The sequence below is a fragment of the Rhizobium sp. 01L419 genome, from assembly GCF_056400025.1.
Map to the genome: position 1 here is coordinate 762483 of NZ_JBFTSM010000001.1, position 21795 is coordinate 784277.

General features: G+C 61.2%; 26 protein-coding genes. 11 read left to right on the forward strand and 15 right to left on the reverse strand.

What is annotated here, in order from left to right:
* The first annotated feature begins 20 nt into the window (after window positions 1-20).
* Genes AC1DUP_RS03780 through AC1DUP_RS03790 form a run of 3 tightly spaced genes read left to right on the forward strand, consistent with a single transcriptional unit; the run spans window position 21 to window position 2162 of the window.
* The gene (locus AC1DUP_RS03780) at window positions 21-959 is read left to right on the forward strand and encodes a metal ABC transporter ATP-binding protein (RefSeq protein ID WP_113299318.1); all 939 of its coding nucleotides are present in this window, start codon (window positions 21-23) and stop codon (window positions 957-959) included.
* Entirely contained in the window at window positions 952-1767 is an 816-nt protein-coding gene (znuB, locus tag AC1DUP_RS03785) for a zinc ABC transporter permease subunit ZnuB (RefSeq protein WP_113506828.1), read from the forward strand. Before AC1DUP_RS03780 ends, znuB begins: the two co-directional genes overlap by 8 nt.
* Window positions 1764-2162 (forward strand): Fur family transcriptional regulator, encoded by a 399-nt coding sequence (locus tag AC1DUP_RS03790; protein ID WP_113299316.1) that lies wholly within the window; start codon window positions 1764-1766, stop codon window positions 2160-2162. The genes znuB and AC1DUP_RS03790 overlap by 4 nt, the downstream gene beginning before the upstream one ends.
* Window positions 2163-2195: 33 nt before the next feature.
* Here the strand turns inward: AC1DUP_RS03790 and AC1DUP_RS03795 are convergent, their stop codons facing one another.
* Window positions 2196-2438: a hypothetical protein gene (locus tag AC1DUP_RS03795; RefSeq protein WP_113299315.1), complete on the reverse strand. Its 243-nt coding sequence runs from the start codon at window positions 2436-2438 to the stop codon at window positions 2196-2198.
* A 247-nt stretch (window positions 2439-2685) separates the two neighbouring features.
* Here AC1DUP_RS03795 and AC1DUP_RS03800 point away from each other — a divergent pair, with 247 nt between their 5' ends.
* Window positions 2686-3216 (forward strand): SMI1/KNR4 family protein, encoded by a 531-nt coding sequence (locus tag AC1DUP_RS03800; protein ID WP_115034493.1) that lies wholly within the window; start codon window positions 2686-2688, stop codon window positions 3214-3216.
* A gap of 12 nt (window positions 3217-3228) precedes the next feature.
* Here the strand turns inward: AC1DUP_RS03800 and AC1DUP_RS03805 are convergent, their stop codons facing one another.
* Window positions 3229-3975: a phosphotransferase family protein gene (locus AC1DUP_RS03805; RefSeq protein ID WP_477832119.1), complete on the reverse strand. Its 747-nt coding sequence runs from the start codon at window positions 3973-3975 to the stop codon at window positions 3229-3231.
* A 201-nt stretch (window positions 3976-4176) separates the two neighbouring features.
* Between AC1DUP_RS03805 and AC1DUP_RS03810 the strand changes: the two genes are divergently transcribed.
* Entirely contained in the window at window positions 4177-4917 is a 741-nt protein-coding gene (locus tag AC1DUP_RS03810; protein ID WP_477832120.1) for a gamma-glutamylcyclotransferase, read from the forward strand.
* A gap of 60 nt (window positions 4918-4977) precedes the next feature.
* Here AC1DUP_RS03810 and AC1DUP_RS03815 read toward each other — a convergent pair whose 3' ends face one another.
* Complete coding sequence (locus AC1DUP_RS03815) at window positions 4978-6009, reverse strand: aldo/keto reductase (protein WP_113299312.1); 1032 nt, start codon at window positions 6007-6009, stop codon at window positions 4978-4980.
* A gap of 203 nt (window positions 6010-6212) precedes the next feature.
* On the opposite strand from AC1DUP_RS03815, the gene AC1DUP_RS03820 reads away from it, so the two are divergent.
* Window positions 6213-6833, forward strand: a complete 621-nt coding sequence (locus tag AC1DUP_RS03820) for a TetR/AcrR family transcriptional regulator (RefSeq protein ID WP_477832121.1) — start codon at window positions 6213-6215, stop codon at window positions 6831-6833.
* A 19-nt stretch (window positions 6834-6852) separates the two neighbouring features.
* On the opposite strand, the gene AC1DUP_RS03825 is transcribed toward AC1DUP_RS03820, so the two are convergent.
* The 4 genes from AC1DUP_RS03825 to AC1DUP_RS03840 form a co-directional block, all read right to left on the reverse strand.
* Window positions 6853-7818: a DMT family transporter gene (locus tag AC1DUP_RS03825; RefSeq protein ID WP_113311094.1), complete on the reverse strand. Its 966-nt coding sequence runs from the start codon at window positions 7816-7818 to the stop codon at window positions 6853-6855.
* A gap of 74 nt (window positions 7819-7892) precedes the next feature.
* Window positions 7893-8393 carry a DUF4405 domain-containing protein gene (locus AC1DUP_RS03830; protein WP_162748604.1) on the reverse strand — a complete coding sequence of 167 codons (501 nt, stop codon included), beginning with the start codon at window positions 8391-8393 and terminating at the stop codon, window positions 7893-7895.
* 249 nt (window positions 8394-8642) lie between these two features.
* On the reverse strand, window positions 8643-10127 hold the full coding sequence (locus AC1DUP_RS03835; protein WP_113299309.1) for a L,D-transpeptidase family protein: 1485 nt from the start codon (window positions 10125-10127) through the stop codon (window positions 8643-8645).
* A 290-nt stretch (window positions 10128-10417) separates the two neighbouring features.
* Window positions 10418-11071 carry a dihydrofolate reductase family protein gene (locus AC1DUP_RS03840; RefSeq protein WP_477832122.1) on the reverse strand — a complete coding sequence of 218 codons (654 nt, stop codon included), beginning with the start codon at window positions 11069-11071 and terminating at the stop codon, window positions 10418-10420.
* A 162-nt stretch (window positions 11072-11233) separates the two neighbouring features.
* Between AC1DUP_RS03840 and AC1DUP_RS03845 the strand changes: the two genes are divergently transcribed.
* Window positions 11234-11992 (forward strand): alpha/beta hydrolase family protein, encoded by a 759-nt coding sequence (locus tag AC1DUP_RS03845; protein WP_477832123.1) that lies wholly within the window; start codon window positions 11234-11236, stop codon window positions 11990-11992.
* Between the two features lie 17 nt (window positions 11993-12009).
* Here the strand turns inward: AC1DUP_RS03845 and AC1DUP_RS03850 are convergent, their stop codons facing one another.
* Window positions 12010-12636, reverse strand: coding sequence for a TetR/AcrR family transcriptional regulator (locus tag AC1DUP_RS03850; RefSeq protein WP_113311089.1), 627 nt, complete (start codon window positions 12634-12636; stop codon window positions 12010-12012).
* Window positions 12637-12728: 92 nt separating this feature from the next.
* Here AC1DUP_RS03850 and AC1DUP_RS03855 point away from each other — a divergent pair, with 92 nt between their 5' ends.
* The gene (locus AC1DUP_RS03855) at window positions 12729-13385 is read left to right on the forward strand and encodes an O-methyltransferase (protein ID WP_477832124.1); all 657 of its coding nucleotides are present in this window, start codon (window positions 12729-12731) and stop codon (window positions 13383-13385) included.
* Between the two features lie 77 nt (window positions 13386-13462).
* Window positions 13463-14329, forward strand: coding sequence for an SDR family oxidoreductase (locus AC1DUP_RS03860; RefSeq protein WP_115034501.1), 867 nt, complete (start codon window positions 13463-13465; stop codon window positions 14327-14329).
* A gap of 116 nt (window positions 14330-14445) precedes the next feature.
* On the opposite strand, the gene AC1DUP_RS03865 is transcribed toward AC1DUP_RS03860, so the two are convergent.
* From AC1DUP_RS03865 to AC1DUP_RS03880, 4 genes are all read right to left on the reverse strand, one after another.
* A complete protein-coding gene (locus AC1DUP_RS03865) occupies window positions 14446-15930 on the reverse strand; it encodes a DHA2 family efflux MFS transporter permease subunit (RefSeq protein WP_477832125.1) in 1485 nt (494 codons plus the stop codon).
* A gap of 247 nt (window positions 15931-16177) precedes the next feature.
* A complete protein-coding gene (locus AC1DUP_RS03870; RefSeq protein ID WP_477832126.1) occupies window positions 16178-17317 on the reverse strand; it encodes a hypothetical protein in 1140 nt (379 codons plus the stop codon).
* 123 nt (window positions 17318-17440) lie between these two features.
* The gene (locus AC1DUP_RS03875) at window positions 17441-17704 is read right to left on the reverse strand and encodes a DUF982 domain-containing protein (RefSeq protein WP_113299301.1); all 264 of its coding nucleotides are present in this window, start codon (window positions 17702-17704) and stop codon (window positions 17441-17443) included.
* 671 nt (window positions 17705-18375) lie between these two features.
* Entirely contained in the window at window positions 18376-18576 is a 201-nt protein-coding gene (locus AC1DUP_RS03880) for a hypothetical protein (protein WP_113311085.1), read from the reverse strand.
* A gap of 193 nt (window positions 18577-18769) precedes the next feature.
* Between AC1DUP_RS03880 and AC1DUP_RS03885 the strand changes: the two genes are divergently transcribed.
* Both AC1DUP_RS03885 and AC1DUP_RS03890 read left to right on the forward strand, forming a co-directional pair.
* Window positions 18770-18955 (forward strand): hypothetical protein, encoded by a 186-nt coding sequence (locus AC1DUP_RS03885; protein ID WP_477832127.1) that lies wholly within the window; start codon window positions 18770-18772, stop codon window positions 18953-18955.
* A gap of 134 nt (window positions 18956-19089) precedes the next feature.
* Window positions 19090-19320 (forward strand): hypothetical protein, encoded by a 231-nt coding sequence (locus AC1DUP_RS03890; RefSeq protein WP_113299298.1) that lies wholly within the window; start codon window positions 19090-19092, stop codon window positions 19318-19320.
* Window positions 19321-19555: 235 nt separating this feature from the next.
* On the opposite strand, the gene AC1DUP_RS03895 is transcribed toward AC1DUP_RS03890, so the two are convergent.
* The 3 genes from AC1DUP_RS03895 to AC1DUP_RS03905 all read right to left on the reverse strand — a co-directional run.
* Entirely contained in the window at window positions 19556-20191 is a 636-nt protein-coding gene (locus AC1DUP_RS03895; protein WP_477832128.1) for an NrsF family protein, read from the reverse strand.
* Entirely contained in the window at window positions 20178-20744 is a 567-nt protein-coding gene (locus AC1DUP_RS03900; RefSeq protein WP_115034505.1) for a sigma-70 family RNA polymerase sigma factor, read from the reverse strand. The genes AC1DUP_RS03895 and AC1DUP_RS03900 overlap by 14 nt, the downstream gene beginning before the upstream one ends.
* A 935-nt stretch (window positions 20745-21679) precedes the next feature.
* On the reverse strand, window positions 21680-21795 hold a 116-nt coding region (locus AC1DUP_RS03905), incomplete at its 5' end, for an integrase core domain-containing protein (RefSeq protein WP_477832141.1).

Sequence of the window (21795 nt, forward strand, 5' to 3'; positions counted from 1 at the left end):
CAGCACTTTCGGAAAAATTGATGCTCTCTCCCGCAGATAACCCCGTTGGTAACGCCGCAAGTATCCGGGCCGAACCGCTGGTTTCGCTCGACAATGTCGGCATTCGCCGCGGCGGTCGCTGGCTGGTGCGCGGTGTGGATTTCTCCGTGTCGCGCGGCGAAATCGTTACGCTGATCGGCCCGAACGGCTCCGGCAAATCGACCAGCGCCAAGGCTGCGATCGGCGTTTTGAAGCCGGATGAGGGCAGGGTGACGAAAAAGGCCGGCCTCAAGGTCGGTTATGTGCCGCAGAAGCTTGCTGTGGACTGGACGCTGCCGCTTTCGGTGCGCCGGCTGATGACGCTGACCGGGCCTCTGCCCGAGGCCGATATCATGGTGGCACTCGAAGCATCAGGCATGGCGCATATGCTGGATGCACAGGTACAGCATCTGTCGGGCGGCGAATTCCAGCGTGCGCTGATGGCACGCGCCATTGCCCGCAAGCCCGATCTGCTCGTTCTCGACGAGCCCGTGCAGGGTGTGGATTTCGCCGGCGAGATCGCGCTCTACGAACTTATCAAGTCGATCCGCAATACCACCGGCTGCGGTATCCTGCTGATCTCGCACGACCTGCATGTCGTCATGGCGGAGACGGATACCGTCATCTGCCTCAACGGCCATGTCTGCTGCCGCGGCACGCCGCAGGCGGTGAGCCAGAGCCCGGAATATGTGCGCCTCTTCGGCAGCCGCGCGGCGCCGACGCTTGCAGTCTACAGCCATCACCACGATCATACGCATCTGCCCGACGGGCGCGTTCTGCATGAGGACGGTTCGGTAACGGACCATTGCCACCCGGACGATGGCCATCATCATGAGCACGGGCATGACCATGCTCACGACCATCACGACGGGCATGCGCATGCCGAGGCCCATGCTCACGCCCATTCCCACTCCCAGAGCGGGGAGGGCCGCCATGCTTGACGATTTCTTCGTGCGCGCGATCCTGGCCGGCGTCGGCCTGGCGCTGACAACAGGGCCGCTGGGCTGCTTCATCATCTGGCGGCGCATGGCCTATTTTGGCGATACGATTGCCCATTCGGCGCTGCTTGGCGTCGCACTGTCGCTGCTCTTCGATTTCAACCTGACACTGGCCGTCTTCGTCGTCGCCGCTGCCGTCTCGATCCTGCTGCTCCTCCTGCAGAAGCGGCAGGCGCTGTCGGCCGATGCGCTGCTCGGCATTCTCTCACATGCGACGCTGGCGATCGGCCTCGTCATGGTCGCCTTCATGACATGGGTGCGCATCGATCTCATCGCCTTCCTGTTCGGCGATATCCTGGCAGTCTCAACCACGGATATCGCGATGATCTGGGGCGGCGGCATTCTGGTGCTAGTGGCGATCGCCTGGCTGTGGCGGCCGTTGCTTGCAGCCACCGTCAATCCGGAACTGGCGGAGGCCGAGGGCCTGCAGCCGGAGCGGGCGCGGCTGTTCTTCATGCTGCTGATGGCCGTCGTCATCGCCATTGCCATGAAGATCGTCGGCATCATGCTGATCACCTCGCTGCTGATTATTCCGGCGGCAGCGGCGCGGCGCTTCTCCTCGACACCGGAACGGATGGCGGTTCTCGCCTCGCTGATCGGCGCAGTCGCAGTCGTCGGCGGGCTCTTTGGCTCGCTGACTTATGACACGCCATCCGGGCCGTCGATTGTCGTCGCCGCTCTCATTCTCTTCATTCTGAGCCTGCTTCCCGCCTGGCGCGGGCGCAGGGACCTGCAAGGACAAGGCTCATGAACGCACCTCAACTCACCCGCAACCAGTCACTCGTTTTCGATGTGCTCGAAAAGGCCGAGGGACCGCTCAGCGCCTATACGATCCTCGACAAGCTGCGCGACCAGGGTTTCCGCGCGCCTCTGCAGGTTTACCGGGCGCTGGAAAAGCTGCTCGAATTCGGCGTGGTGCATCGGCTCGAGAGCATCAACTCCTTCGTCGCCTGCGCCCATCCCGGCGAGGACTGCCACAGCCATGGCATCGTCGCTTTCGCGATCTGCGAAAGCTGCGGCCAGGTGATCGAGTTCCACGACCATGAGGTGGATCACCGCCTGATGGGCTGGGTGCGCAGCCAAAAATTCAAGCCGGCGAAGACGACGATCGAAATCCGCGGCACCTGCGAGGCCTGTGCTGCGTGAACCAACAGCGGCAGCAGGGCTTTTTGGCCTTGCTTAGTGGACTGTGCCTTCGTCGGGGCGGCTAAATCGGGCCTGTCCGACCATCTTGATCGCTTCGGCGATGCGGTTTGCGACTTCGTCCGGATCGCCGGAAATGGTCTCGTAATTCTGCAGCAGATCAGCAAGGTTTTCCATCGCCTGCGAGAGGCTGCCACCTTGCCGGCTGGCGAACGGTGAGGAAAGATGGAGCGTGTCGCTGAGCTTATGCAGCAGCTGCTCGATCTCGTCCCTCGTCATTTCATCGATTCCCTTTGTCTTGGACACGACCGCACCAACGATTCTAGAGGCCGACTGAAATGCAATTGCTAATCACTTGCATTAGCAAAGCATAATTGAGAATTATTCGCAACTGAATACGAATATTTCGAAACTGAAATCAGCAGTCCTGTCAGACGGGCGTCTGAAACGGGCAGGGGCTTTGCAACGCGCCTTCCCGCCTTATCTCCCATGCCGTCTACAACGGCATGAGGAGGCCGGACGCGGAATGGATGTCGCCAATGCAGCAATCTACCGTTTTCTCGAAGCGCCGGATGAATGGGGCCGGCCGGAGGAGCCGGTAGCACCGCAGGAGGTCGAGGGCTTCGAACATTCAGAGGGTGTGGCGTTGCCGGATGCGCTCAAACAATACTGGCAGCGCTACGGCGGGCGGCAGTTCAACAGCAAAACGGTCTTCAGCTTCCAGACGAAAGCCACGTTCCCGAACGGCAAGCGAAAGAGGGTGGATGTCGGCGTGGTTGCCGATCCACGCACCATGATCGAAGCGCGGCAGCGCTACATGGACCCGCTCTATGGAAATTCCGGTCCGCGGCTGCCCGCGGCACTCTACCCGCTCACCTTCGACGCCGGCTACGGGCATTGCCTGCTGGACCTCAATGCGCAGAGCTATGGCCGCATTCTCTACATCGTCATAAAGGCGAAGACCTTCGGCGATCGGGGCTATGGGTGGGAACAGATCGGCCATGTCGCGGATGATTTCGAGACATTCCTCACCGGCCTGACGCCAAGTCGTCTGTGAGGGGCATCCAGCCTATGCTTCCGCGGGAGCGAGTGCTGCAAGATGCAGCAGATCCTCGTTTTCTTCGGGCACATCCTCCGCAAGCCGGGCGGCGGCGATGACCGGCAGCCAGGTGAAGATTTCGTCCGGTGTCAGTTCGGCCGCCTTCGCATAGGTGACGACATAGGCTTCGGCGATCGCCGGAAGTACACGACGCATCAGGAGATAGGTGCGGCAGACATCGGCGGCCGGATTGCCGCTGCAGGCGTCCAGCCAGTCGACGATCATGGCGTCGTCACCGGAGCCCAGGATATTCCAGGGATGGAAGTCGCCGTGGCAGACCCTGTCGTCATCTGGCAGGGCGGCAAGCGCCAGAAGCAACCGGTCGCGCAGGTCCGGTGTCAGAGGTTCGGCGCGCTCGATATTTGCCGACAGTCTTGATTTCAATGAGGGAAGGCCGGTGCCGGGCTCGCGGTGCAGGCACTGGTGGAGTGCTGCCATCTCCTTGATGGCTGACAGCGGCGGCTCCGGCAACATCTCGTCGGCAAGGCTTGTGCCGATTGCGCGATCCATCAGCAGGCCCCAGCGCCCGTGATAGTCGCCGACGACGTGGACCCTGGGCGCGGGCAGGGAGAGCCGTTCGACGATCGCCAGATTGGCGGCCTCGCGGAAGGCCGGGGCCTTTGGGCGACCGGGCCTGTAGAGCTTCAGGGCCAGCCTGCCATGTTCATAGACTTCCGCTTCCTTACCGGCGCCAAGCAGACGGCCAATTTCGCTCATGTCGGGCTCCCATTTCCTAGGGTGTGTTTCAAACGATGTGGTGCTCATTTCCGTGGCGGAAAGAGGGATGATGATGCGTCGATTGTTGCGGCTGCGGAGACACTGTGTCTGCGCTGGCAGGCTTTATCCGGCGCGCTAGCCGTGGATGATGGCGGCGAAACAGGGCCATTGCTGATATGCATGGCCGAGAATGGGGGCGTCATGACCATCAACAATAGAAGCTCAGATGCGATCGCCTGCTGTGGCGAGGAAATCCTGTCGCGCGAGCTGCTGCTGAGCGGCACATTCGCAAACCTGATTGCCGGAGAGGCGCCGTCGCTCAAACTTCTCAGCGACGAGGAGCGACAGGCATCTCTCGCATCGATACTTGCGGAGCGGCCGGCGGGCGATGTCTGGATTTTCGCCTATGGTTCGCTGATCTGGAATCCGATCATTCTCAGCGTCGAAAGCCGGAAAGCCCGTATCGAAGGCTGGCGCCGCTCCTTTTGCCTTGCCACAACGTCCGGTCGGGGTTCGCCCGACAATCCAGGTCTCGTGCTCGGCCTTGATGCGGGCGGAGCCTGCGATGGCGTCGCGCTGCGGCTGCAGGAAGAGGATCTTCTGCACGAACTCGAGCTGCTGTGGCGGCGGGAGATGGTGGCCGAGGCCTATATTCCTCGGTGGGTCGACCTTCTCGATGAAGGGGGTATCCGCTTTGGAAGCGGCATCACTTTCACCATGAACCCGCTCGCAAATACCTATGCCGGCGGGCTTTCCCGCGAGGCGACTATTCAACGGCTTGCAACGGCTTCGGGCAGCATCGGCAGTTCGGCCGACTATCTTTTTCGCACGCGTGAGGGCTTGAGGGCGCTCGATATGTGGGACGAGTTTCTGGACGAGCTCGCCATCGAGGTGGAGGAAGCGCAGCGCAGGCTGCAGCAATTGCCTGCCGAAGAGCGTTGATCCGCCGTCGTGCCGAAGGCTCCGCTGGCATAGCGGAGCCTTCGGAGGCTGCTTTGTCGATCAAGCGGCGGCGCGTTCGGCGGGCGGACGGCGGCGCAAGCTCGCGGTCTGGATCGCCGGGGTCTTGTAGTTGGCTTCCAGTGGACCGGTTTCGGTGCCGGATGGTACGATTGCGTCGATGGCATCGAGCAGTTCGTCGCTCAGACGGACTTGCGCGCCGGCCAGGAGATCATCGAGCTGTTCCATGGTGCGCGGCCCAAGGATCGCCGAAGTGACACCCGGATGGGCGATGACGAAGGCAAGCGCCATATGGGTGAGCGAGATGCCTGCACCTTCAGCGAGCGGGATGAGCTGCTCGACGGCATCGAGGCTGTTTTCATTCGACATCTGCTTGGGGAAATAGGCAACGCGGGTGCTGTCCGGCTGGGCAGCGCCACGGCGGTAACGGCCGGTGAGCATGCCCATGGCAAGCGGGCTCCAGACCAGCGCGCCCATGCCGTAACGTTCGAGCGTCGGCAGGACCTCGCGTTCGATGCCGCGATGGAGGATGGAGTAGGGCGGCTGCTCGGTGCGGAAGCGGGCGAGGCCGCGCTTTTCGGCCACCCATTGTGCCTCGACGATATCGGAGGCGGGGAAGGTGGAGGAGCCGATGGCGCGGATCTTGCCTTCGCGCATCAGGTCGGTCAGGGCCGACAGCGTTTCCTCGATATCGGTATCGGGGGCGGGGCGGTGCATCTGGAAGAGGTCGATATAATCGGTCTGCAGGCGGCGCAGCGAATCTTCGACGGCGCGGTAGATCCAGCGGCGCGAGCTGCCCTGCTGGTTCGGATCCTGACCCATCGGGATGAAGCATTTGGTGGCGAGCACGATGTTGTCGCGCCGGCCTTTCAGCGCCTTGCCGACGATCTCCTCGGATTCGCCATGGCTATACATGTCGGCGGTATCGATGAAGTTGATGCCGGTATCGAGTGCCTTGTGAATGATGCGGATGGAATCGTCGTGATCGGCATTGCCGATGGCGCCGAACATCATGGCGCCAAGGCAATAGGGGCTGACCTTGATGCCGGTGCGGCCAAGGGGACGGTATTGCATCTTCGTTTCCTCTTTTAATCTGAGCTGCCCGCGAGGGCAGGCTTGAACCTGCGCTGCCCATAAGGGCAGGTTTTGAATCTGGCAAAAGCCCTGACGGACAGGCTTTGCTGTTGGCAAAGTCCTGGAAAACAGGGTATAAGGGCGCATCCGGAACGCGGTTCCGTTTATACGGAACAATGTTCCGTTTTGCAAGAGGTGTTGATGTGACTGACGGGACCGACAGCCCGGGCGAGGCGCGCGAGGCTAATAGCGGCCATGAAAGGCCGGTGCGCGCGGATGCGCGGCGCAACCTCGATCTGCTGCTGAAAGCTGCCCTGGCGGTGTTTGCGACCTCGGGCGTGGATGCGCCGGTGCGTGAAATTGCGGAAAAAGCAGGTGTCGGCGTCGGCACTGTCTATCGCCATTTTCCGCAGCGCTCGGATCTCATCAAGGCGGTCATGCGCAACGAGGTGGATGCCTGCGCCGATGCGGCAGTGACGCTTGCCGCCGAGCATGAGCCGGGCGAGGCGCTCTCGCTGTGGATGCAGCGTTTTGCTGATTTCATCATGGCCAAGCGCGGCCTTGCTGCAGCGCTGCATTCCGGCGACCCGGCCTATCAGGCGCTGCCGGTCTATTTCGATCAGCGCATGATCCCGGCATTGCAGGGCCTGCTGGATAGAGCCGTTGCAGCGGGAGCAGCGCGCGGCGATGTCGAGGCGAGTGAACTCATCCGCGCCGGCGCACAGCTTTCCAATCTCGGGCAAGGGGATGATCCGGCCAAGACCCGGCGGATGATCGCGCTGCTGGTGGATGGGCTGCGTTATGGGGCTGACGTGAAGAGCTGAGGTTTCTTTGCCCGCCGCGTTAGGCGGCTGCGGTCTTCGCCTTCGGTTTCAGCAGGATGATCAGCAACAGCCCGGCGATGATGAGGGCCGCACCTTCGAGGTGATAGGTCTGCAGCTTCTCGCCGAGTATCAGGTAAGCGAGTACGGCGATGAAGATCGTCTGGACGTAGAGGAGCACGCCGGCGCGGGCGGCTCCAAGAGCCTCGATGCTGCGATTGAAGAGATAATACATGAGCGCGCCGCCGGGGATCGCGACATAGGCGAGCGCTATGAGGCCGCTCGTATTCAGCGTCGTGCGTTCGTCGGAGGCGAGTTCGTAGAGATAGAAGGGCAGTGCGGTCAGTGCGGCGGCGCCGAGCAGCAGGACAAGCAGGGCAAGGCGGTTCAGATCGAATTTCGCCCGGCGCAGCAGCACGGTGTAGAGGCTGAAGCAGAAGGCGCCGGCGACGATCCAGAGTTCGCCGGGATTGAGGTCGAGGCGCAGAAGTGCTGCCGGACTGCCCTTAACGATGATGACGACGATGCCGAGGAAGGCGAGGATCGAGCCGGCGACCTGCCAGCTTCCCATCGGCTCTGCCAGCATCAGGCGGGCGAGGATCATGGTGATAATCGGGATCAGCGCGATGATGATGCCGGCGGTGGTGGCATCGGCATGTTCGAGGCCGACGAAGATCAGGCCCTGACAGACGGCCAGTCCCATGCCGCCGATGAAAAGCAGTTCCAGGCCGCGCGCCCGGACCAGTGCGAGCATCTCGGAAAAATGGTGGCGCACGATCGGCAGCAGGATCGCGAAGGCGATGAGCACGCGCCAGAAGCAGAGCGCCCAGGGCGGCATTTCCGTGGAGACCCATTTGGCAGCGATATAGATGCCGGCCGACAGGAGCCAGCAGAGCACGCCCACGGAATAGGCCCCTGCAAGCGAACCGCCTGCCGCCTGTTCCGTCCCGACAGTATCACGATGGACTGCCAAGACATGTATCGCCATCGGCTAGTTATGCCACAGTTTCCGGGCGCCGCACAGGTGAGGGTGCCGTCGGCAATAAGCGGTAAGATCAAGGCCTATCCATCGACGCCGAAGATTATTGCGAGCGCGCGGTTCTCATCGATGTCGTGCAGGCGGGCGAGGTCTGCGACGGATTGATGTGCCTCGGCCTCTATGCCCTTTTCCCGGAGCTTTGCGATGAGCTCTGCATATGACTGCCCGGTGACATCAGCAAGGGCCGAGAGCGGGGCATAGATCAGCGCCTGTTCGATCGGCCGCTCCAGCTGCGGCCCGGTGATCTGCCCCCAGCTGAAGACGGAGGCGATAAGCACGATCATGAAAACGGCAATGCTGTAGCGGCCCCATCGTGCCTTCAGATGCGACTTGAAGGGCTTGATGTTCGCGACGATGTGACCGATGGCGCCTGCCACGAAGAACCAGGAAAACCATTGGTGAACGACGGTCATCAGGCCTCGTTCCCACTCGAAGAACATCATGACGCCCGTACCTGCCATTAGCAGGAAGGAGCCGATCGTCAGCGGTGTCGCCCAGCTGCGTGTCGTGAGCCTAGCGGCCATCGGAGCCACTCCGGATGATCGTGTCCATCGGCCTGATCGCCAGGCGCGGTTCTGCCGCGCCGGCACCGCACATCCGTGCGCCGGTTGAGATTTCCTGTGCCATATCCGCTCCATTATGTGTATAATGCACATATATCAGGAGCGGAAAACGCCGTCAACAAATATGTGTAAAGCGCACATATCTGGTGGCGGCGGAGGACCGATAGACAGGGCGATGGAGGATGCGGGGGCTGCATAGCCCCGGCCGATTTACGATCGAGCGCGGCTTGCGGTCGTCGCCGAAATTGCCGTCAGCGTTTCCGCATCGCGGCCATAGATGTCGTCGAAATAGTGGATGACGCCATCGTCGGTCGGCCATGCGGTGAAATAGGAGACATAGACCGGAACCTGTTCCGGAACCGGCATATCCTTCTTGGCGCCGTCGGCGATCTGCTGATCGACGAACTCGACCGACGTTTTCAGGACTGCGGCTGCCATCGCCTTCGGGTTTTCCAGGCGCACGCATCCATGGCTGAACATGCGGTCCTGCGAGGCGAATTTGCCGCGGGCAGGGGTGTCGTGCATGTAGATATCGTGCGAATTCGGGAAGAGGATTTTCAGCTGGCCGAGCGCATTGTCCGCTCCGGGCGGCTGGACGACGCCGATATTTTCGAGCGGCTGCGACCAGTCGACCTTGGCGGACGGCATCGTCTTGCCCTTGACCGAGACCACATAACCTTCCTTGTCCAGATAAGCGGGGTCGCGCTTCAGGTGCGGCAGCATCTCGTTGCGGATGATCGATTGCGGCACGCCCCAGTCGGGGTTGAATTGGACCGTCTTGATCGAGGCGTCGAAGAAATTCGTCTGGTGGTCCTGCTGGCCGATCACGGCCTTCATCGACAGCGTCAGCGTGCTGTTTTCATAATAGTAGGCCATGTAGGCCGGCTGGTTGATGAAGACGTAGCGCTCCGGGAATTCCTGCGGCAGCCAGCGCATTTCCTCCATCGCCACGATCACCTTGTTGATGTTGGCGGCGCTATCGCCGCCCTGGCCAGAGGTGCGCAGATAGTGCAGCTCGGCGGCGAGCTGGGCGAATTTCGGGTTGCTCGGCAGCAGGCGGTCGAAGACCACCATCAGATCAGGCGTGGCCGAGAGCTGGGCGATCGTGCCCTTCAGATCGACCGGCTTGCGCTTGAAATCATAATAGTTCGACAGCTTGTTGGGATCGATGCGGCCCCGGAAATTGTCCTGAAGGAACATCAGCATCTTGGCCGAGAGGGAGACTTCGAACTCGGCCAGCGCCTTCGCGTCCGATCTCTGAGGAGGGGCAACGGCATAGTCGCCGGCATTCAATCCCCAGTCGTCGGCCTGTTTCAGAAGGCTGAGCGCCTGTGCTGCCTTGGGGGTGGGCCCCCTGCCATCGATCCAGATGAGCTTTGCCTTCGGCTGGGCGTAATAGGCTTCGATCGCATCGGCGATGTCATTGTTCATCGAGACCGACAGTCCGCCCATTTCGTTCAACACCTTGGCCTGATTGCCGCTGGCGGAATCAAAGAGTGCTGACAGCGAGGAGCTCGTATCCTGCCTGGAAATATGGGCCGGCCGGCGGGCGGGGACCGTGTAGCCGATTCTTGGGCTGGCCTGTGTGACCGGCGGTGCCGGCTGCGGCTCGGCGCGCACGGCAATTGCACTTCCCGAGAGCACCAGCAGGCCGGCAAGCGGTGCGATCCAGCGGGAAGATGTTCTCAGTGGCATTCTGATGTCCTCGAAACCTGATAAAAAATACTGTCGTGGCGCGTATTCAGTCCGCATGGGCAGCCCGTCTAGGGTGAAGCCTGACTAGAACGCCAACATTCGGGCAGAAGATGGGCGTAAAGCGTTTCTGGCAAGCCCATAGAGGACAGAAGCCGTTGGAAGGAAATCACTTTTTCGGCAGCACCGAGCGGCCTGGATACCGGGCAGGCAGCGGCATCATTATGACGGCGGCGGAATCGGCATAAGCTTGGGTCCCGCCGCCGGAGGCCGCGGCGACCATGACAGCACGGCTATTGCCAGTTCCGGCGGCGTTCGAGCTCGGCCTCGGACGGTTGATCAGACACGAATGAGCCTGCCTGGACTTCGCCGTTCCGCTCATAGGTCGCGACGATGACGCCCGTGCTCGATACAAGCGATCGGATGAGCTTGAGGGCGCCCGGCGTTGCTGCGCCGTCGGCAAACAGCCGCTTGCCCTTGCCGAGCAGCAGCGGGAAGGTCAGCACCGTCATTTCGTCGATCAGGTCGTTGGCAAGCAGGGTCTGGATGAGATTGCCCGATCCCTGGATGAGCAGGTCCGGCCCGTTCTCCTGTTTGATTTTTTGTAGTGCCGCGATGACGTCAGGTCCGAGCGCCTGCGAATTCTGCCAGGTGAGGGTTTCAGGCCGGTGCGTCGCGACATATTTGGTTGCTGGATTGAAGGCGTCGGCGATCGGATCCTTCTGATAGGGCCAGTAGGCGGCGAAGATGTCGTAGGTCCTGCGGCCGAGCAGCAGCGCAAAGGGCTTTGCGAAGAGCTCGCCGATCACGCCGCCCAGCGTGTCGTCCCAGTAGTGGAATACCCAGCCGCCGAACCTGAAACCATTGACGGGATCCTCTTCAGGGCCGCCGGGTGCCTGCATGACACCGTCGAGGCTGACGAATGTCGAGGCGATGATCTTTCTCATGTTTGTCTCTCCTCTTGGCGATCCGGCCAGTAGGGCCGGATCTCGGCCTAAGGACGAAGAAGGGTACATCGCACCGACAAATTCCGCAGAAATTTATAGGAGACTTGCCTGTCCGCACATGCGAGTTTCATTGCACGTTATTGCTGGAACTCGAGGGTGAAAATGCCTGATGTGACACGACATCTCATCGACAGAGGCGACGGGGCAAGTGTGGAGCTTTTTCAAGCTCAGCCTGAGAGCAAAACGCCTGCAGGAGCCATCCTGTTCGTCCACGGCAATCAGGGCGGCCGTCTCATTGGCGCGAAAGAGGCCGTCGATACAGGCGCCTTGCTTCGGTTCTGTTCCGGTTTGAATGTCACCGCGGCGGCGGTCTCGCAGCCGGGCTTCGGGGCTTCGGATGGACCGGCGGATTTCTGCGGCCCCAACACCCAGCAGGCGATCCTGGCCGCGCTCTCCTTCCTGCGGGAACAGCCTTGCGTCGATCCTGGCCGCATCCTCCTCTACGGCAACAGCCGGGGAGCGGTCGCCTCGGCCATGGTCGCAGCCCAGGTTCCCGATCTCAGAGCCGTCATTCTGCGCAGCGGGGTCTACGATCTCAAAGCTGCCTATGAGGCCAGTTGGGAAGGTTTGCGGCGGGCGATCGAGCAGGAAGCGGGCCTGTCGAGCGAAGCCTTCCTGGCCCGCTCGGCCCTGCATCACGCACCGAAAATCCGGGCGGAAACCTTGCTGCTGCACGGAAGGCTCGATGAGCGTGCTCCCGTTGTCCAGGCCGAACGGTTCTCGGATGCGCTGTCGGATGCCGGAGTGCCGGTCATGCTCCACGTCTTCGAATGCGGGCACCACATTCCCCGGGAATATGCGCAGGCGGCGCAGCGCTCCTTTCTGCAAAGGATGTTCGAGCCCGTTGTGACATATCATTAAGCCGGTGAGCGGCTCACTCAGCCCAGGCTGCGGAGGTAGGCGCAGAACATGTCGGCCATGGCGTCTGCGAAGGCCGAGATCTCGCTCTCGTTGTGCGCTGTTTCCGAAAATTCCTTTCCGACCGTGCTCATCGTCGTCGTGACCAGGTCTCCGGCCATGGTGCGGATTGCGTCCGATGCATCGGGCAGTGCTTCCCGCATGAACTGTTCGATAATGGGGTCGTCGGCCTGCCGTGCCTCCTGGGCTTCGGGGGCGTCGCGATAGAGAGGTGCCGCGTCGTTCAACGCCACACGGACGGCTGCCTCCTCGCATTCGGAGCGGATGAAGGTGTGGACGAGCGATCGCAGCCGGTCGAGGGGCGGGCGGGCGGTGTCGTTCAAGACTTCGCCCAGCAAATGAGAGGTCTGCCGCCATTCGTCGCTCTGCAGCCGGAATAGGATGGCGGCCTTGTTGGGGAAATATTGATAGAGCGAGCCGACGCTGACGCCCGCTCTTTCAGCCACCCGGGCGGTCGTGAAACGCTGTGCGCCTTCCTGCGCCAAAACCTGAACAGCAGCTTGTAGAATGGCGTTTACGAGCTCGTTGGAGCGCGCCTGTCTGGGCGATTTTCTCGAAGAAATTCCATGACTTGGGCGATCGGCCATCGAGGTGTTCCGCAAATGCGATTAGCGAATGCGACGGATTATTCGTATTTTCATTTCGAAAGCAAGCCATCTCGAAATGAAGGACTTCTCTGATGAACACCCTCGCAAGCGCACCGCTCGCGCCGCTTCTCGATCAACTGTTTGCCGAGGCCGACAAGGCCACCAGCCCGGCCATGGCCGCGCTCTCCCGCGACGAGCGGGAACGGCTCATGCACAGCAAGACCGAATATCTCGATTTCTACGGACGCATGAAGGACCTGTGGCTGCCGGTTTCCCGCCAGACGGGAGAGCTGCTCTACATACTGGCGCGTAGCACCGATGCCAGGACCATCGTGGAGTTCGGTACGTCCTTCGGCCTTTCGACGCTTTATCTTGCAGCGGCCCTCCGCGACAATGGCGGCGGGCGGCTGATCAGCAGCGAATTCGAGGTTTCGAAGGTTGCGCGGGCTCGCCAGAACCTCGTCGAAGGCGGCCTTGCCGATCTCGTCGAAATCCGGGAAGGCGATGCGCTCAAGACATTGAGCACCGATCTTCCTGACAATATCGACCTGCTTCTGCTCGATGGCGCGAAGTCGCTTTATCCCGAAGTGCTGGCATTGGTCGAAGGCCGGCTTCGGCCCGGTGCGCTCGTCATTGCCGACGATGCCGATTACTGCCCCCAATATCTGGATCATGTCCGTTCGCCCGCAGGTGGATACATGTCCACGCCGTTTGCCGACGACATCGAGCTGTCGATGCGCGTGGCCTGACTTCGACTACTTCCCGCACAACACCCTAACGTCAACACGGGCTGCCCGATTGGGCGCCCGCAATGGAGATCGCAGCAATGCACATATTCGTAACGGGTGCGACCGGCTGGGTCGGCACCGCCATCGTCGAGGAACTGGTCCGCGCCGGTCACAAGGTCAGCGGGCTTGTCCGTTCGATCGAAAAAGCCAAGGCCATTGCGGTCATCGGCGCAAGGCTCGTGCCGGGTTCGCTCGATGATCTCGACCTTCTCGGCGAGACGGCCGCCAAGGCTGATGCAGTGATCCACACCGCCTTCAACCATGACTTCTCGAAGTTTCTGGACAATGCCGCACAGGATGAGCGCGCAATCCTTGCGCTTGGAACTGCGCTTGCCGGATCGGATCGTCCGCTCATCGTCACATCAGGTCTGCTGGGCTTTCCGCTCGGTGCAACGGAAGCGGATCTGCCGAACCCGGCATCTCCTCGCAAATCGGAAGTTGCCGCCCGCACACTTGCCGGGCAGGGGATACGCGCGGCCACGATGCGCCTTGCCCCCAGCGTACACGGTATCGGTGATTACGGTTTCGTCCCGATCCTCGTGCGCATCGCCCGGGAGACCGGTGTATCCGCCTATCCGGATGACGGAAGGAATTGCTGGTCGGGCGTGCACCGGCTGGATGTCGCACGCCTCTATCGGCTGGCGCTCGAAAGCGGGGTGACCGAAGCCGCCTATCATGCCGTCGCCGACGAGGCAGTGCCGTTCCGAGAGATCGCCGAGGTGATCGGACGCCAGCTCGGCCTGCCGGTGGAGTCTCGCCCCCGCGAACATTTCGGCTGGTTTGCCAATATGGCGGCGACGAACATGGCGGCCTCCAGCGCCCATACACGCTGGTTGCTCGGCTGGCAGCCGACGTGCCGAGGCCTGATTGATGATCTCGATCAGCCCGGCTATTACGCGCGCTAGAGGATTTCCGTTTTCTCCGAACTAAGGAAACCCTCTATCTGTTTGTTTTCACATAATTTCCGGCACAAATCCGCCGGACAGTTTTGCCGGAATTGCTCCAGCTTCGGTGAATGACTTCAGTGCCCGCCCATCGGCTGTCCCTCGGGCCGGCCGGGCGGGCGGCGGACGTAAAAGGATGCCACCACGGCCGCCAGCGAAATCAGCGCGCCGACGAAGAAGGCGGATTGCATGCCGCCAACGGTTGCCGTAGCGGCATCTGCCTCACCTTGAGTCAGGATGCCGGCGCGCCAGGTCATGATGGCGACGTAGAGCGTGGTGCCGGCGGCACCGGCGACCTGCTGGGTGGTGCCGATGATGGCGCTGCCGTGGGAATAGAGTTTCGGCGGCAGGGAGCCGAGGCTGACGGTGAAGAGCGGCGTGAACATCAGGGCAAGGCCGATGCTGAGGACGATGTGGATGGCGAGCACCACCCAGACCGGGGTCGTCGTGGAGATGAAGGTCAGGCTCCACATCACGCCGCTAAACAGTATGGCGCCGGGGATGACGAGGCGGGCAGGCCCATAGCGGTCGAAGAGGCGGCCGACGAAGGGGGCACAGAGGCCCATGATCAGCCCGCCGGGCAGAAGCAGCAGACCGGTCGTGAGCGTCGTCTGGCCGAGCACCGAGAGCAGATAGATCGGCAGCAGGATAAAGACGCCGAACATCGACATCATCAGGATCGCCATCATGCCCGCGGCAATGGTGAAGGTCGTCGTCTGCAGGGTGCGCAGGTCGAGCAGCGCCTTTTCGTATTTCTGCAGATGGATCTGCCGCCAGACGAAAATGGCGATGACGGCGGCGCCAGCGACGAGCATCACGCGGGGATCGAGAGGTGTCACGCCGGCTTCGGGGGCGCCGAGTTCGCTGACGCCGAAGACGAAACTGCCGAAGCCGATCGCCGAGAGCACGACAGAAAGGATATCGAGCGGCGCCTTTGACGGGACGGTAACGTTCTCGATTTTCGAGGCGCCGAGGGCAAGGGCGGCCAGCGCGATCGGCAGCACCAGCAGGAAGAGCCAGCGCCAGTCGAGCGAGGAGAGGATGAGGCCTGATATCGTCGGGCCGATTGCCGGCGCCACGGAAATGACGATCGAGATATTGCCCATCGTCTTGCCGCGCGAATGCGGCGGCACGAGGTTCATGATCGTGGTCATCAGAAGCGGCATCATGATCGCCGTGCCGGATGCCTGGACGATGCGGCCGACGAGCAGTACCTGGAAACCGGGCGCGAGAGCGGAAACCAGCGTGCCGGCGGAAAAGAGCGACATGGCGAGAATGAAGACCGGCCGCGTGTTCAGCCGCTGCAGCAGATAGCCGGTAACGGGGATGACGACGGCCATGGTCAGCATGAAGGCCGAGGTCAGCCACTGGGCGGAGCTCGCCGGAATCTTCAGATCCGTCATCAGATGCGGGATCGCCACACCCATGATGGTTTCGTTGAGGATGACCACGAAGGCGGAGACGAGCAGCAGGCCGATCACCAGCCTGTTGCGGGCGCTATGGTCCTCGACCGGCAATTCGGCCTGTTCTTCAATCTCTGAAAGCAAAGGTTCACTGGTCATGGCGTTCCTATATCCATATCTGAAAGAAGGAGTTCTGCCTTAAGACGAAAGTGCCGGGCTAATTGCGACACCGGGTATGCGTATTTCCTATGTCTTTATGCTGTCGCTGGGATGCAAGGCGATTTGTAGCGGGCGCATGGAAATTGGGTGTGTGTGTGTGGGAAGAGGCTGCTTTGTTGGTTTTTTACAACGCAGCAATAGGGGATATCCCGCGGCACGACGTAAAAGAGGACATCCCGCATCGGCATCACTGCACCGCGGGCAATCCCCATTCTTCCAGCGAAAATGCTTCGGCTGGCAAGCGCATCTCCGAGAGAGCGACAGGGCGGCGGCGGAATGATGTGGCCGTGTAAGGGAAAGCCAGATTCATCCCGCTGATATCAAGCTTGAGCGGCAGCCCGTCGCCTGTGAGGCACTCGCTGTTTTCGGCATCGTCAACTCCCGGCATCAGATCAAACCATTCGCAGGTCTCGCCGAGGATGGTTTCGCTCTTGCCGAGCGAGACCTTTCCGGTTGTCTCATCGAATTTGAGAGAGGTAGAGCCATCGGCTGCCAGACGTCCGGCCGTGAGCCTGCGATAGCTGCCAGACTGCTGATAGGAGATGCCCTGAGCCTCGTCGAGTATGTTCCAGATCTTGATGCGAACAGAGCCTCCACGGTCCCGCTTTTCCCAAAAGTGCCAGGGATAATGCCGCAGCAAGCGGATCGTCGAGCCGCCGACGCTTTCCAGCGCGATGTCGAAATCGGGCTGGGAAGGATCGGTACTGTGGCTGCGGATCGGTCTCAGCCAGAATTCCGGGGTCAGGATCTCCGATGGCGGGTAGATCTCTTCGGGAGCGACGGTGCGGCGGTCCAGTCTGGCGAGGCGGGTGTGATAGATGGGCGCGTCGTTCGGCGTCAGCAGCTTTGTTTCGATAACAATGCCGTCGTCGGTGATGCAGTTCTGCTCGCGCGCAATGAACGTTCCTGATGAGGGCGGGTTGCTCGCCGTTTCGCGCCACATGCAGTTTTCGCCGGCAACGGTTGAAACCTCGGCGAGCGCCTGAGGCGTTTCGGCTTTCGCGGTATCCGGTTTGCGGTAGAGAAGAAGAAGCTCCAGGAAGGTCACCTCGCCATCCGCCTGCCTGCTCCAGCGCAGGACGGGGCTGTCCCTGTCCGGTCCGAAGCCGATGCTGGCCCGGTCGTCGCGCAGCGTCTCGCTCAGAAACATGCCGTCGTGATGGATAATGGTGACAGTCGGATCAACCGGCTTGCCGTCCTTGTCGAGCGCCTGCATGGCGGCGACGTAATCCGGCTGGATCGGGGCGGCATTGAGATCCGACTGGGCGACTGCGACCTCCGCGAGGGCCATGCAGGCGATTGCGCCGATGATTGCTGCTGTCTTCATTGCTTCTCGGATGTTTCAGCCTGCGCGCATCATCGCGCCGCCGGCAGCAGATGACGGTTTTTCCGAGAAAATCAATGCGGTCTGTGCCTTTTGCCTCAATGGACGCCCATCAATGGACGCCCATCAATGAACGATGGTCAACGCGGCGATACCAGCCTCGTCTGCGGCGCGCAAAAACGCCTCCCGGAATTGTTCCGGGGCAACGTCTCCACAGATGGCGTCGATGCAGGCTTTGACGGCGATCATATATTCCTCGCCATCATCGAAAGGCCAGTCCCGGATCAGCAGGTATGCGGCATCGCCGAGCGTACGCACGACAGTGTGCGTCTCCCGACCGCGCAAAACCAGGCCGACCGGCGCGAATGCCGATGACGTGTTCCAGCTCATTGTCCTCGACCCCTCAAGGCACGGAGATTGAGACCCTCGAACACACTATACGCGTGAATTATGAAATTCGGAATTGCGGAATGCGTGAATGTTGATCACGTGACTTATTTGCCGCGGCAAAAGAAAGGGCGCTCCACGACTCATGTCGGAGCGCCCTGTGGCTGCGTCGGCTTCAGGTGCGGCGGAGGCCGACGGCAGGCCTGATCAGAAGACTGCATTTGGAACGAAATGGCAACGCCCGGCACCGGACCTGCGCCCGCATGCGGCCTCTGATCCACAGTGTTTCCACAGCTTATCCACAGGCGCGGTCCGATCTCCCCCAACGCTTTCAACGACATATGTCTGAAAGCGATCGGGCTGCTCCAGATGGGTGATGTTACCGCCCGATGACACCGGGAATATCTTCCGGGCAACTGCCCCTAAAGGCCACAATGCCCGGCTATTGTGGCCCTCCCTCCTTGAGCGCTGGGCGGCGGACGCTCGGAGGTGGGAGGCGGCAGGCGTGCATGAGGGCCTGCCGCCTTCATCGACCTATTCCAGCAAATCGGGGGTCCAGGGGGAATGCGAAGGTAAGCCGGGGCTCACGTCGTCGCAAATAAAAAGGACCCGCTCACTTGGAGCGGGCCTCAGGGGTGCCCGGAGTCGGACGGGCATCGGCAAAAAACGGTCGATCAGATAAAGGCCGCGGCATCGACGGTCCAGGCGTCCGACATCCTCGACGTCGCAAAGGTGCCGTCGTTTGAGGGACGGGCGTGCTGACGGACGGCAGCGTCGAGCAGGGCGGCAAAGGCTGCCAGGCTGATCTTGTCGGCGCGAAGCATCTGGCGGATCAGCGGATCTTTCAGCATTTCCGATGGGGTCATCTCGTGCATGGTTATCCTCCAGGGACTGGTTTTCCGACGCTTGCAGCATCTTAAATCCGTATTGCTATGAATGCATGTCGCGGCGATGGCGAAAAGACGGCAATCGAGGTTCATTCGGGCTAGCTCCAATGTGGCATTGGCCTGCCATTTTATCGGATGCTACCGTAGCGGCTGGAAATGAGCCGCAGCGGAGGATGGGCATATGGAAGCAAGAATGTTCGATGAGATCATGGTGGGACTGGCCGCTCTTGAGGCCGAGATTGCCGCGATCAATGCCCGTCCCCTGCCGCTCCTGGATTTGAAATATGCGCAGGCCCAACTGAAGGTCAGGCCCCCGAAGGTTCGCAAGCGTCTCGGCAAGACGAGAACCACGAAACCGAACGCGTGACGACGGCTTTGGCAACGCAATTTTGACCATGAACGGACTTTCTGACGTTCACTCACATTTTGCTGATTGCATGTGTACGGGAAAGCCGCTTTTCTTGACCTCCGCACCTCTAATTCAGAGATATCCTGACCGCTATGAACCGCTACGATATCGAGCGTCGGACCGACGACGACTGGACTGTGATCGACCGACTGACGGGTGCACCCGTGCCGCATCTGCCGCAAAAAGTGGGAAGCAGGCTTGAAGCCCAGGCGCTTGCCGATTTCCGCAACCGGCTGGCCATCCCGCAACAGGAGCGCATTCGCTCCCGCCTCGATACGCTGCGGCTCGCCTGGCAGGCGCTGACGGGAAAGCGGACGCGTTAAAGCGTGTCGCAATCGCTACCGGCGGCCGAGGCACAAAAAGGCCCGCCGAAGCGGGCCAAATTATTGGGAAATAACAGGCCGGATCGCACGACGCGCCTTGTGGTGCATGGTTCTAATCAGATGAAGCGCGCAGTACGGTCCGCATGCCAGACTGAGGTCGACGCCAAAAGTTCCCGGCGCTGATGACTATTTCTGCGGCTGTCTCGCCGGCTCGGCTGATGTCGAAGTCGCGCCGTCACCAGCGAAGGATCTTTCGGCCCAGCAGGAAGCCGGCTGCCGTCGCGACCAGGATGCCGATCGAATACCATGTCGCCAGAAACAGCGGGCTGTCGTCGGGGCAGTGCCAGGCATAGATGGCGGCTGCAATGCCGCCGGCGGCAAGGCCTGCCACCGCGCCGGCCGTGCCCGGGTTTTCCGGAGCACCCTGGCGGACCGAATAGAGGATGGCGGCAAGCGGGGCGATCGAAAGGGTCGGCACGAAGAACAGGCAGAAGGCGGAGAAATGGCCCTCCATACGGCTTCCCCAGTCCGCCTGCGGCACGACGAAGAATTCGGTGACGATGCCGATGACGAGGACCGCCAGCGGCAGCACAAGCGCCATCGCCGCGGAGCGTAGCGAGACGCCCGGTTTGCCGATCCGGAAGGCGAGGCGTGTGGCGGTGACGGCGAGCAGAAGGGTGATGCCGAGTTTGAAGAGAACGCGCGGGGTCTCGATCATGTCGGCCATGTTTCTGCGGATGCCGATGGTCGAGATGAGCAGGACGGCGGAGATCACAACGCCGATCACGAGCGCGATCAGGAAGACGCGGCCGAAGCGGAGGCGGACGCGCGCATCCTTTGCCAGCATGTTGATCAGGTCATCCGTTTTCACGCGTGTTGCTCCGATAGAGGGCCGCCAATCCTTTGAGCGCCCTGTGCAGCGCCACTCGCACGGCGCCTTCCGTCATCTGTAGTCTCTCGGCCGTTTCCCTAATACCGGCGCCGCCGAGCGAGATCGACCGGACGATTTCGCGCTGCGGGTCGCGCAGACCGTCCAGCATGCGGTCGACATCGATGCGATCGGCGCCGTCCTCCTGATGGTCGGCCTCCAGCGTTTCCATCACATCCTCGATCGGCACGCTGACATGGCGGCCACGCCGGCGCAGGCTGTCGATCAGCTTGTTGCGCACGATGGTCGACAGCCACGGGCCGATCGGCCTCGATGTATCCCAGGTCGCGCGCTTCAGGTGAACTGCCAGCAGCACTTCCTGCACCACGTCCTCCACCTCACTCGGCGGGGCACCGAACTGGTCGCAGCGCCTGCGCGCAATCGAACGCAGATAGGGTGTCACGGCCTTCAGGAACCGGTCATAGGACAGCGCGTCGCCGGCGATTGCCGCGCGCATCCAGGCCGCCCATTCCTCTTCACGGGCCGAATATTTCATCCGCCACTATCCTCTACGCACGGGGCCACGCATTTGTTACCGTCATCCTGAGAATTTTGATGACGCGGCACGTGAGGGAAAGCCGGCGTCGGCGCCTATTGAGCGCATCGGCAGGCAAACGGCAAGAGGAGTGCGCCGACAAAGCGCAAAAGCCGCCCGGCTCGAAGAGCTGGGCGGGCTTTCGTGTCGGCGCAGATTGCGGAGTGCTCCAGTTCTATATTTTTTCTATATCGAGAGGGGAAACTATCTTGAAGAAGTAGCGTTGCGCCTCTTCGATCGATGTGGGGGAAGTGGTAACACCTTCAAGTGCTGCAACTCGCCCCTTGGGGCGTGCGCTCTTTTTCACGGGGCGTGGTGATTCGCATACCTGAGTGTGGGTTTTGCCGGAGGACGACGTGACAAAACGCCTGAACACGATCTGTCTAGTCGCGTTCTTTGTCTGCTTGGCAGGAGCGTATGTTGTGCAGCTACTAAGCGGCGGGGTAGCAAACCTGCATGGAGTTCTCAGGTATCTGTGTAACATACTGTCGATCTTTATTATTGCCTTATTTCCCCTCGGCCCAATTAGCTACATGCAAACCCAGTCATGGCGAGAAATACGCAAGGATAAAGTAAAGAGAGACTTTATACGCAAGAATCCGCTCCTGACTTTTCTCATTTGGCGTGAAGTCTGGGACGAGGAGATGGACGACGAGCAGCGGAACCCCTAGCTACGACAGAAAACACTGCTGTCGTCGATTTGTTCGAGGGCGAGGCCTACTGATCCAAACATCAGCGGTCGCGAAGTTTACGTAGGATAAAACGCCGATAACGGGGTTAGTCTCGGATATTGTACCCAAGGCACAGATGCTCTCGGGGTTACCGGATATTATCCGCTCTCGATAAATCACGCTAACTGGACACTGGAGTGCCCCCCATTTCGCCGGACAGATCAGCTATTGAGACAATGCTTTGATGAACTCCCTTGGGGAGGCCATTTTCAGCGCTGAGTGTGGGTGGATTTCATTATAGTCTTCGATCCATCCGTCGATCTTCCGGAGGGCTGTTGCGG

What these genes read in the sequence shown, in the direction of transcription:
- AC1DUP_RS03875 (WP_113299301.1), bottom strand. Translation starts at nt 17,704, where the DNA reads ATGAGCTGGAACACGTCATCGGCATTCGCGCCGGTCGGCCTGGTTTTG.
- AC1DUP_RS03890 (WP_113299298.1), top strand. Translation starts at nt 19,090, where the DNA reads ATGAACCGCTACGATATCGAGCGTCGGACCGACGACGACTGGACTGTG.
- AC1DUP_RS03840 (WP_477832122.1), bottom strand. Translation starts at nt 11,071, where the DNA reads ATGAGAAAGATCATCGCCTCGACATTCGTCAGCCTCGACGGTGTCATG.
- AC1DUP_RS03810 (WP_477832120.1), top strand. Translation starts at nt 4,177, where the DNA reads ATGACCATCAACAATAGAAGCTCAGATGCGATCGCCTGCTGTGGCGAG.
- AC1DUP_RS03830 (WP_162748604.1), bottom strand. Translation starts at nt 8,393, where the DNA reads ATGGCCGCTAGGCTCACGACACGCAGCTGGGCGACACCGCTGACGATC.
- AC1DUP_RS03795 (WP_113299315.1), bottom strand. Translation starts at nt 2,438, where the DNA reads ATGACGAGGGACGAGATCGAGCAGCTGCTGCATAAGCTCAGCGACACG.
- AC1DUP_RS03815 (WP_113299312.1), bottom strand. Translation starts at nt 6,009, where the DNA reads ATGCAATACCGTCCCCTTGGCCGCACCGGCATCAAGGTCAGCCCCTAT.
- AC1DUP_RS03865 (WP_477832125.1), bottom strand. Translation starts at nt 15,930, where the DNA reads ATGACCAGTGAACCTTTGCTTTCAGAGATTGAAGAACAGGCCGAATTG.
- AC1DUP_RS03850 (WP_113311089.1), bottom strand. Translation starts at nt 12,636, where the DNA reads ATGGCCGATCGCCCAAGTCATGGAATTTCTTCGAGAAAATCGCCCAGA.
- AC1DUP_RS03860 (WP_115034501.1), top strand. Translation starts at nt 13,463, where the DNA reads ATGCACATATTCGTAACGGGTGCGACCGGCTGGGTCGGCACCGCCATC.
- AC1DUP_RS03880 (WP_113311085.1), bottom strand. Translation starts at nt 18,576, where the DNA reads ATGCACGAGATGACCCCATCGGAAATGCTGAAAGATCCGCTGATCCGC.
- AC1DUP_RS03835 (WP_113299309.1), bottom strand. Translation starts at nt 10,127, where the DNA reads ATGCCACTGAGAACATCTTCCCGCTGGATCGCACCGCTTGCCGGCCTG.
- AC1DUP_RS03855 (WP_477832124.1), top strand. Translation starts at nt 12,729, where the DNA reads ATGAACACCCTCGCAAGCGCACCGCTCGCGCCGCTTCTCGATCAACTG.
- AC1DUP_RS03885 (WP_477832127.1), top strand. Translation starts at nt 18,770, where the DNA reads ATGGAAGCAAGAATGTTCGATGAGATCATGGTGGGACTGGCCGCTCTT.
- znuB (WP_113506828.1), top strand. Translation starts at nt 952, where the DNA reads ATGCTTGACGATTTCTTCGTGCGCGCGATCCTGGCCGGCGTCGGCCTG.
- AC1DUP_RS03900 (WP_115034505.1), bottom strand. Translation starts at nt 20,744, where the DNA reads ATGAAATATTCGGCCCGTGAAGAGGAATGGGCGGCCTGGATGCGCGCG.
- AC1DUP_RS03825 (WP_113311094.1), bottom strand. Translation starts at nt 7,818, where the DNA reads ATGGCGATACATGTCTTGGCAGTCCATCGTGATACTGTCGGGACGGAA.
- AC1DUP_RS03800 (WP_115034493.1), top strand. Translation starts at nt 2,686, where the DNA reads ATGGATGTCGCCAATGCAGCAATCTACCGTTTTCTCGAAGCGCCGGAT.
- AC1DUP_RS03790 (WP_113299316.1), top strand. Translation starts at nt 1,764, where the DNA reads ATGAACGCACCTCAACTCACCCGCAACCAGTCACTCGTTTTCGATGTG.
- AC1DUP_RS03805 (WP_477832119.1), bottom strand. Translation starts at nt 3,975, where the DNA reads ATGAGCGAAATTGGCCGTCTGCTTGGCGCCGGTAAGGAAGCGGAAGTC.
- AC1DUP_RS03845 (WP_477832123.1), top strand. Translation starts at nt 11,234, where the DNA reads ATGCCTGATGTGACACGACATCTCATCGACAGAGGCGACGGGGCAAGT.
- AC1DUP_RS03870 (WP_477832126.1), bottom strand. Translation starts at nt 17,317, where the DNA reads ATGAAGACAGCAGCAATCATCGGCGCAATCGCCTGCATGGCCCTCGCG.
- AC1DUP_RS03780 (WP_113299318.1), top strand. Translation starts at nt 21, where the DNA reads ATGCTCTCTCCCGCAGATAACCCCGTTGGTAACGCCGCAAGTATCCGG.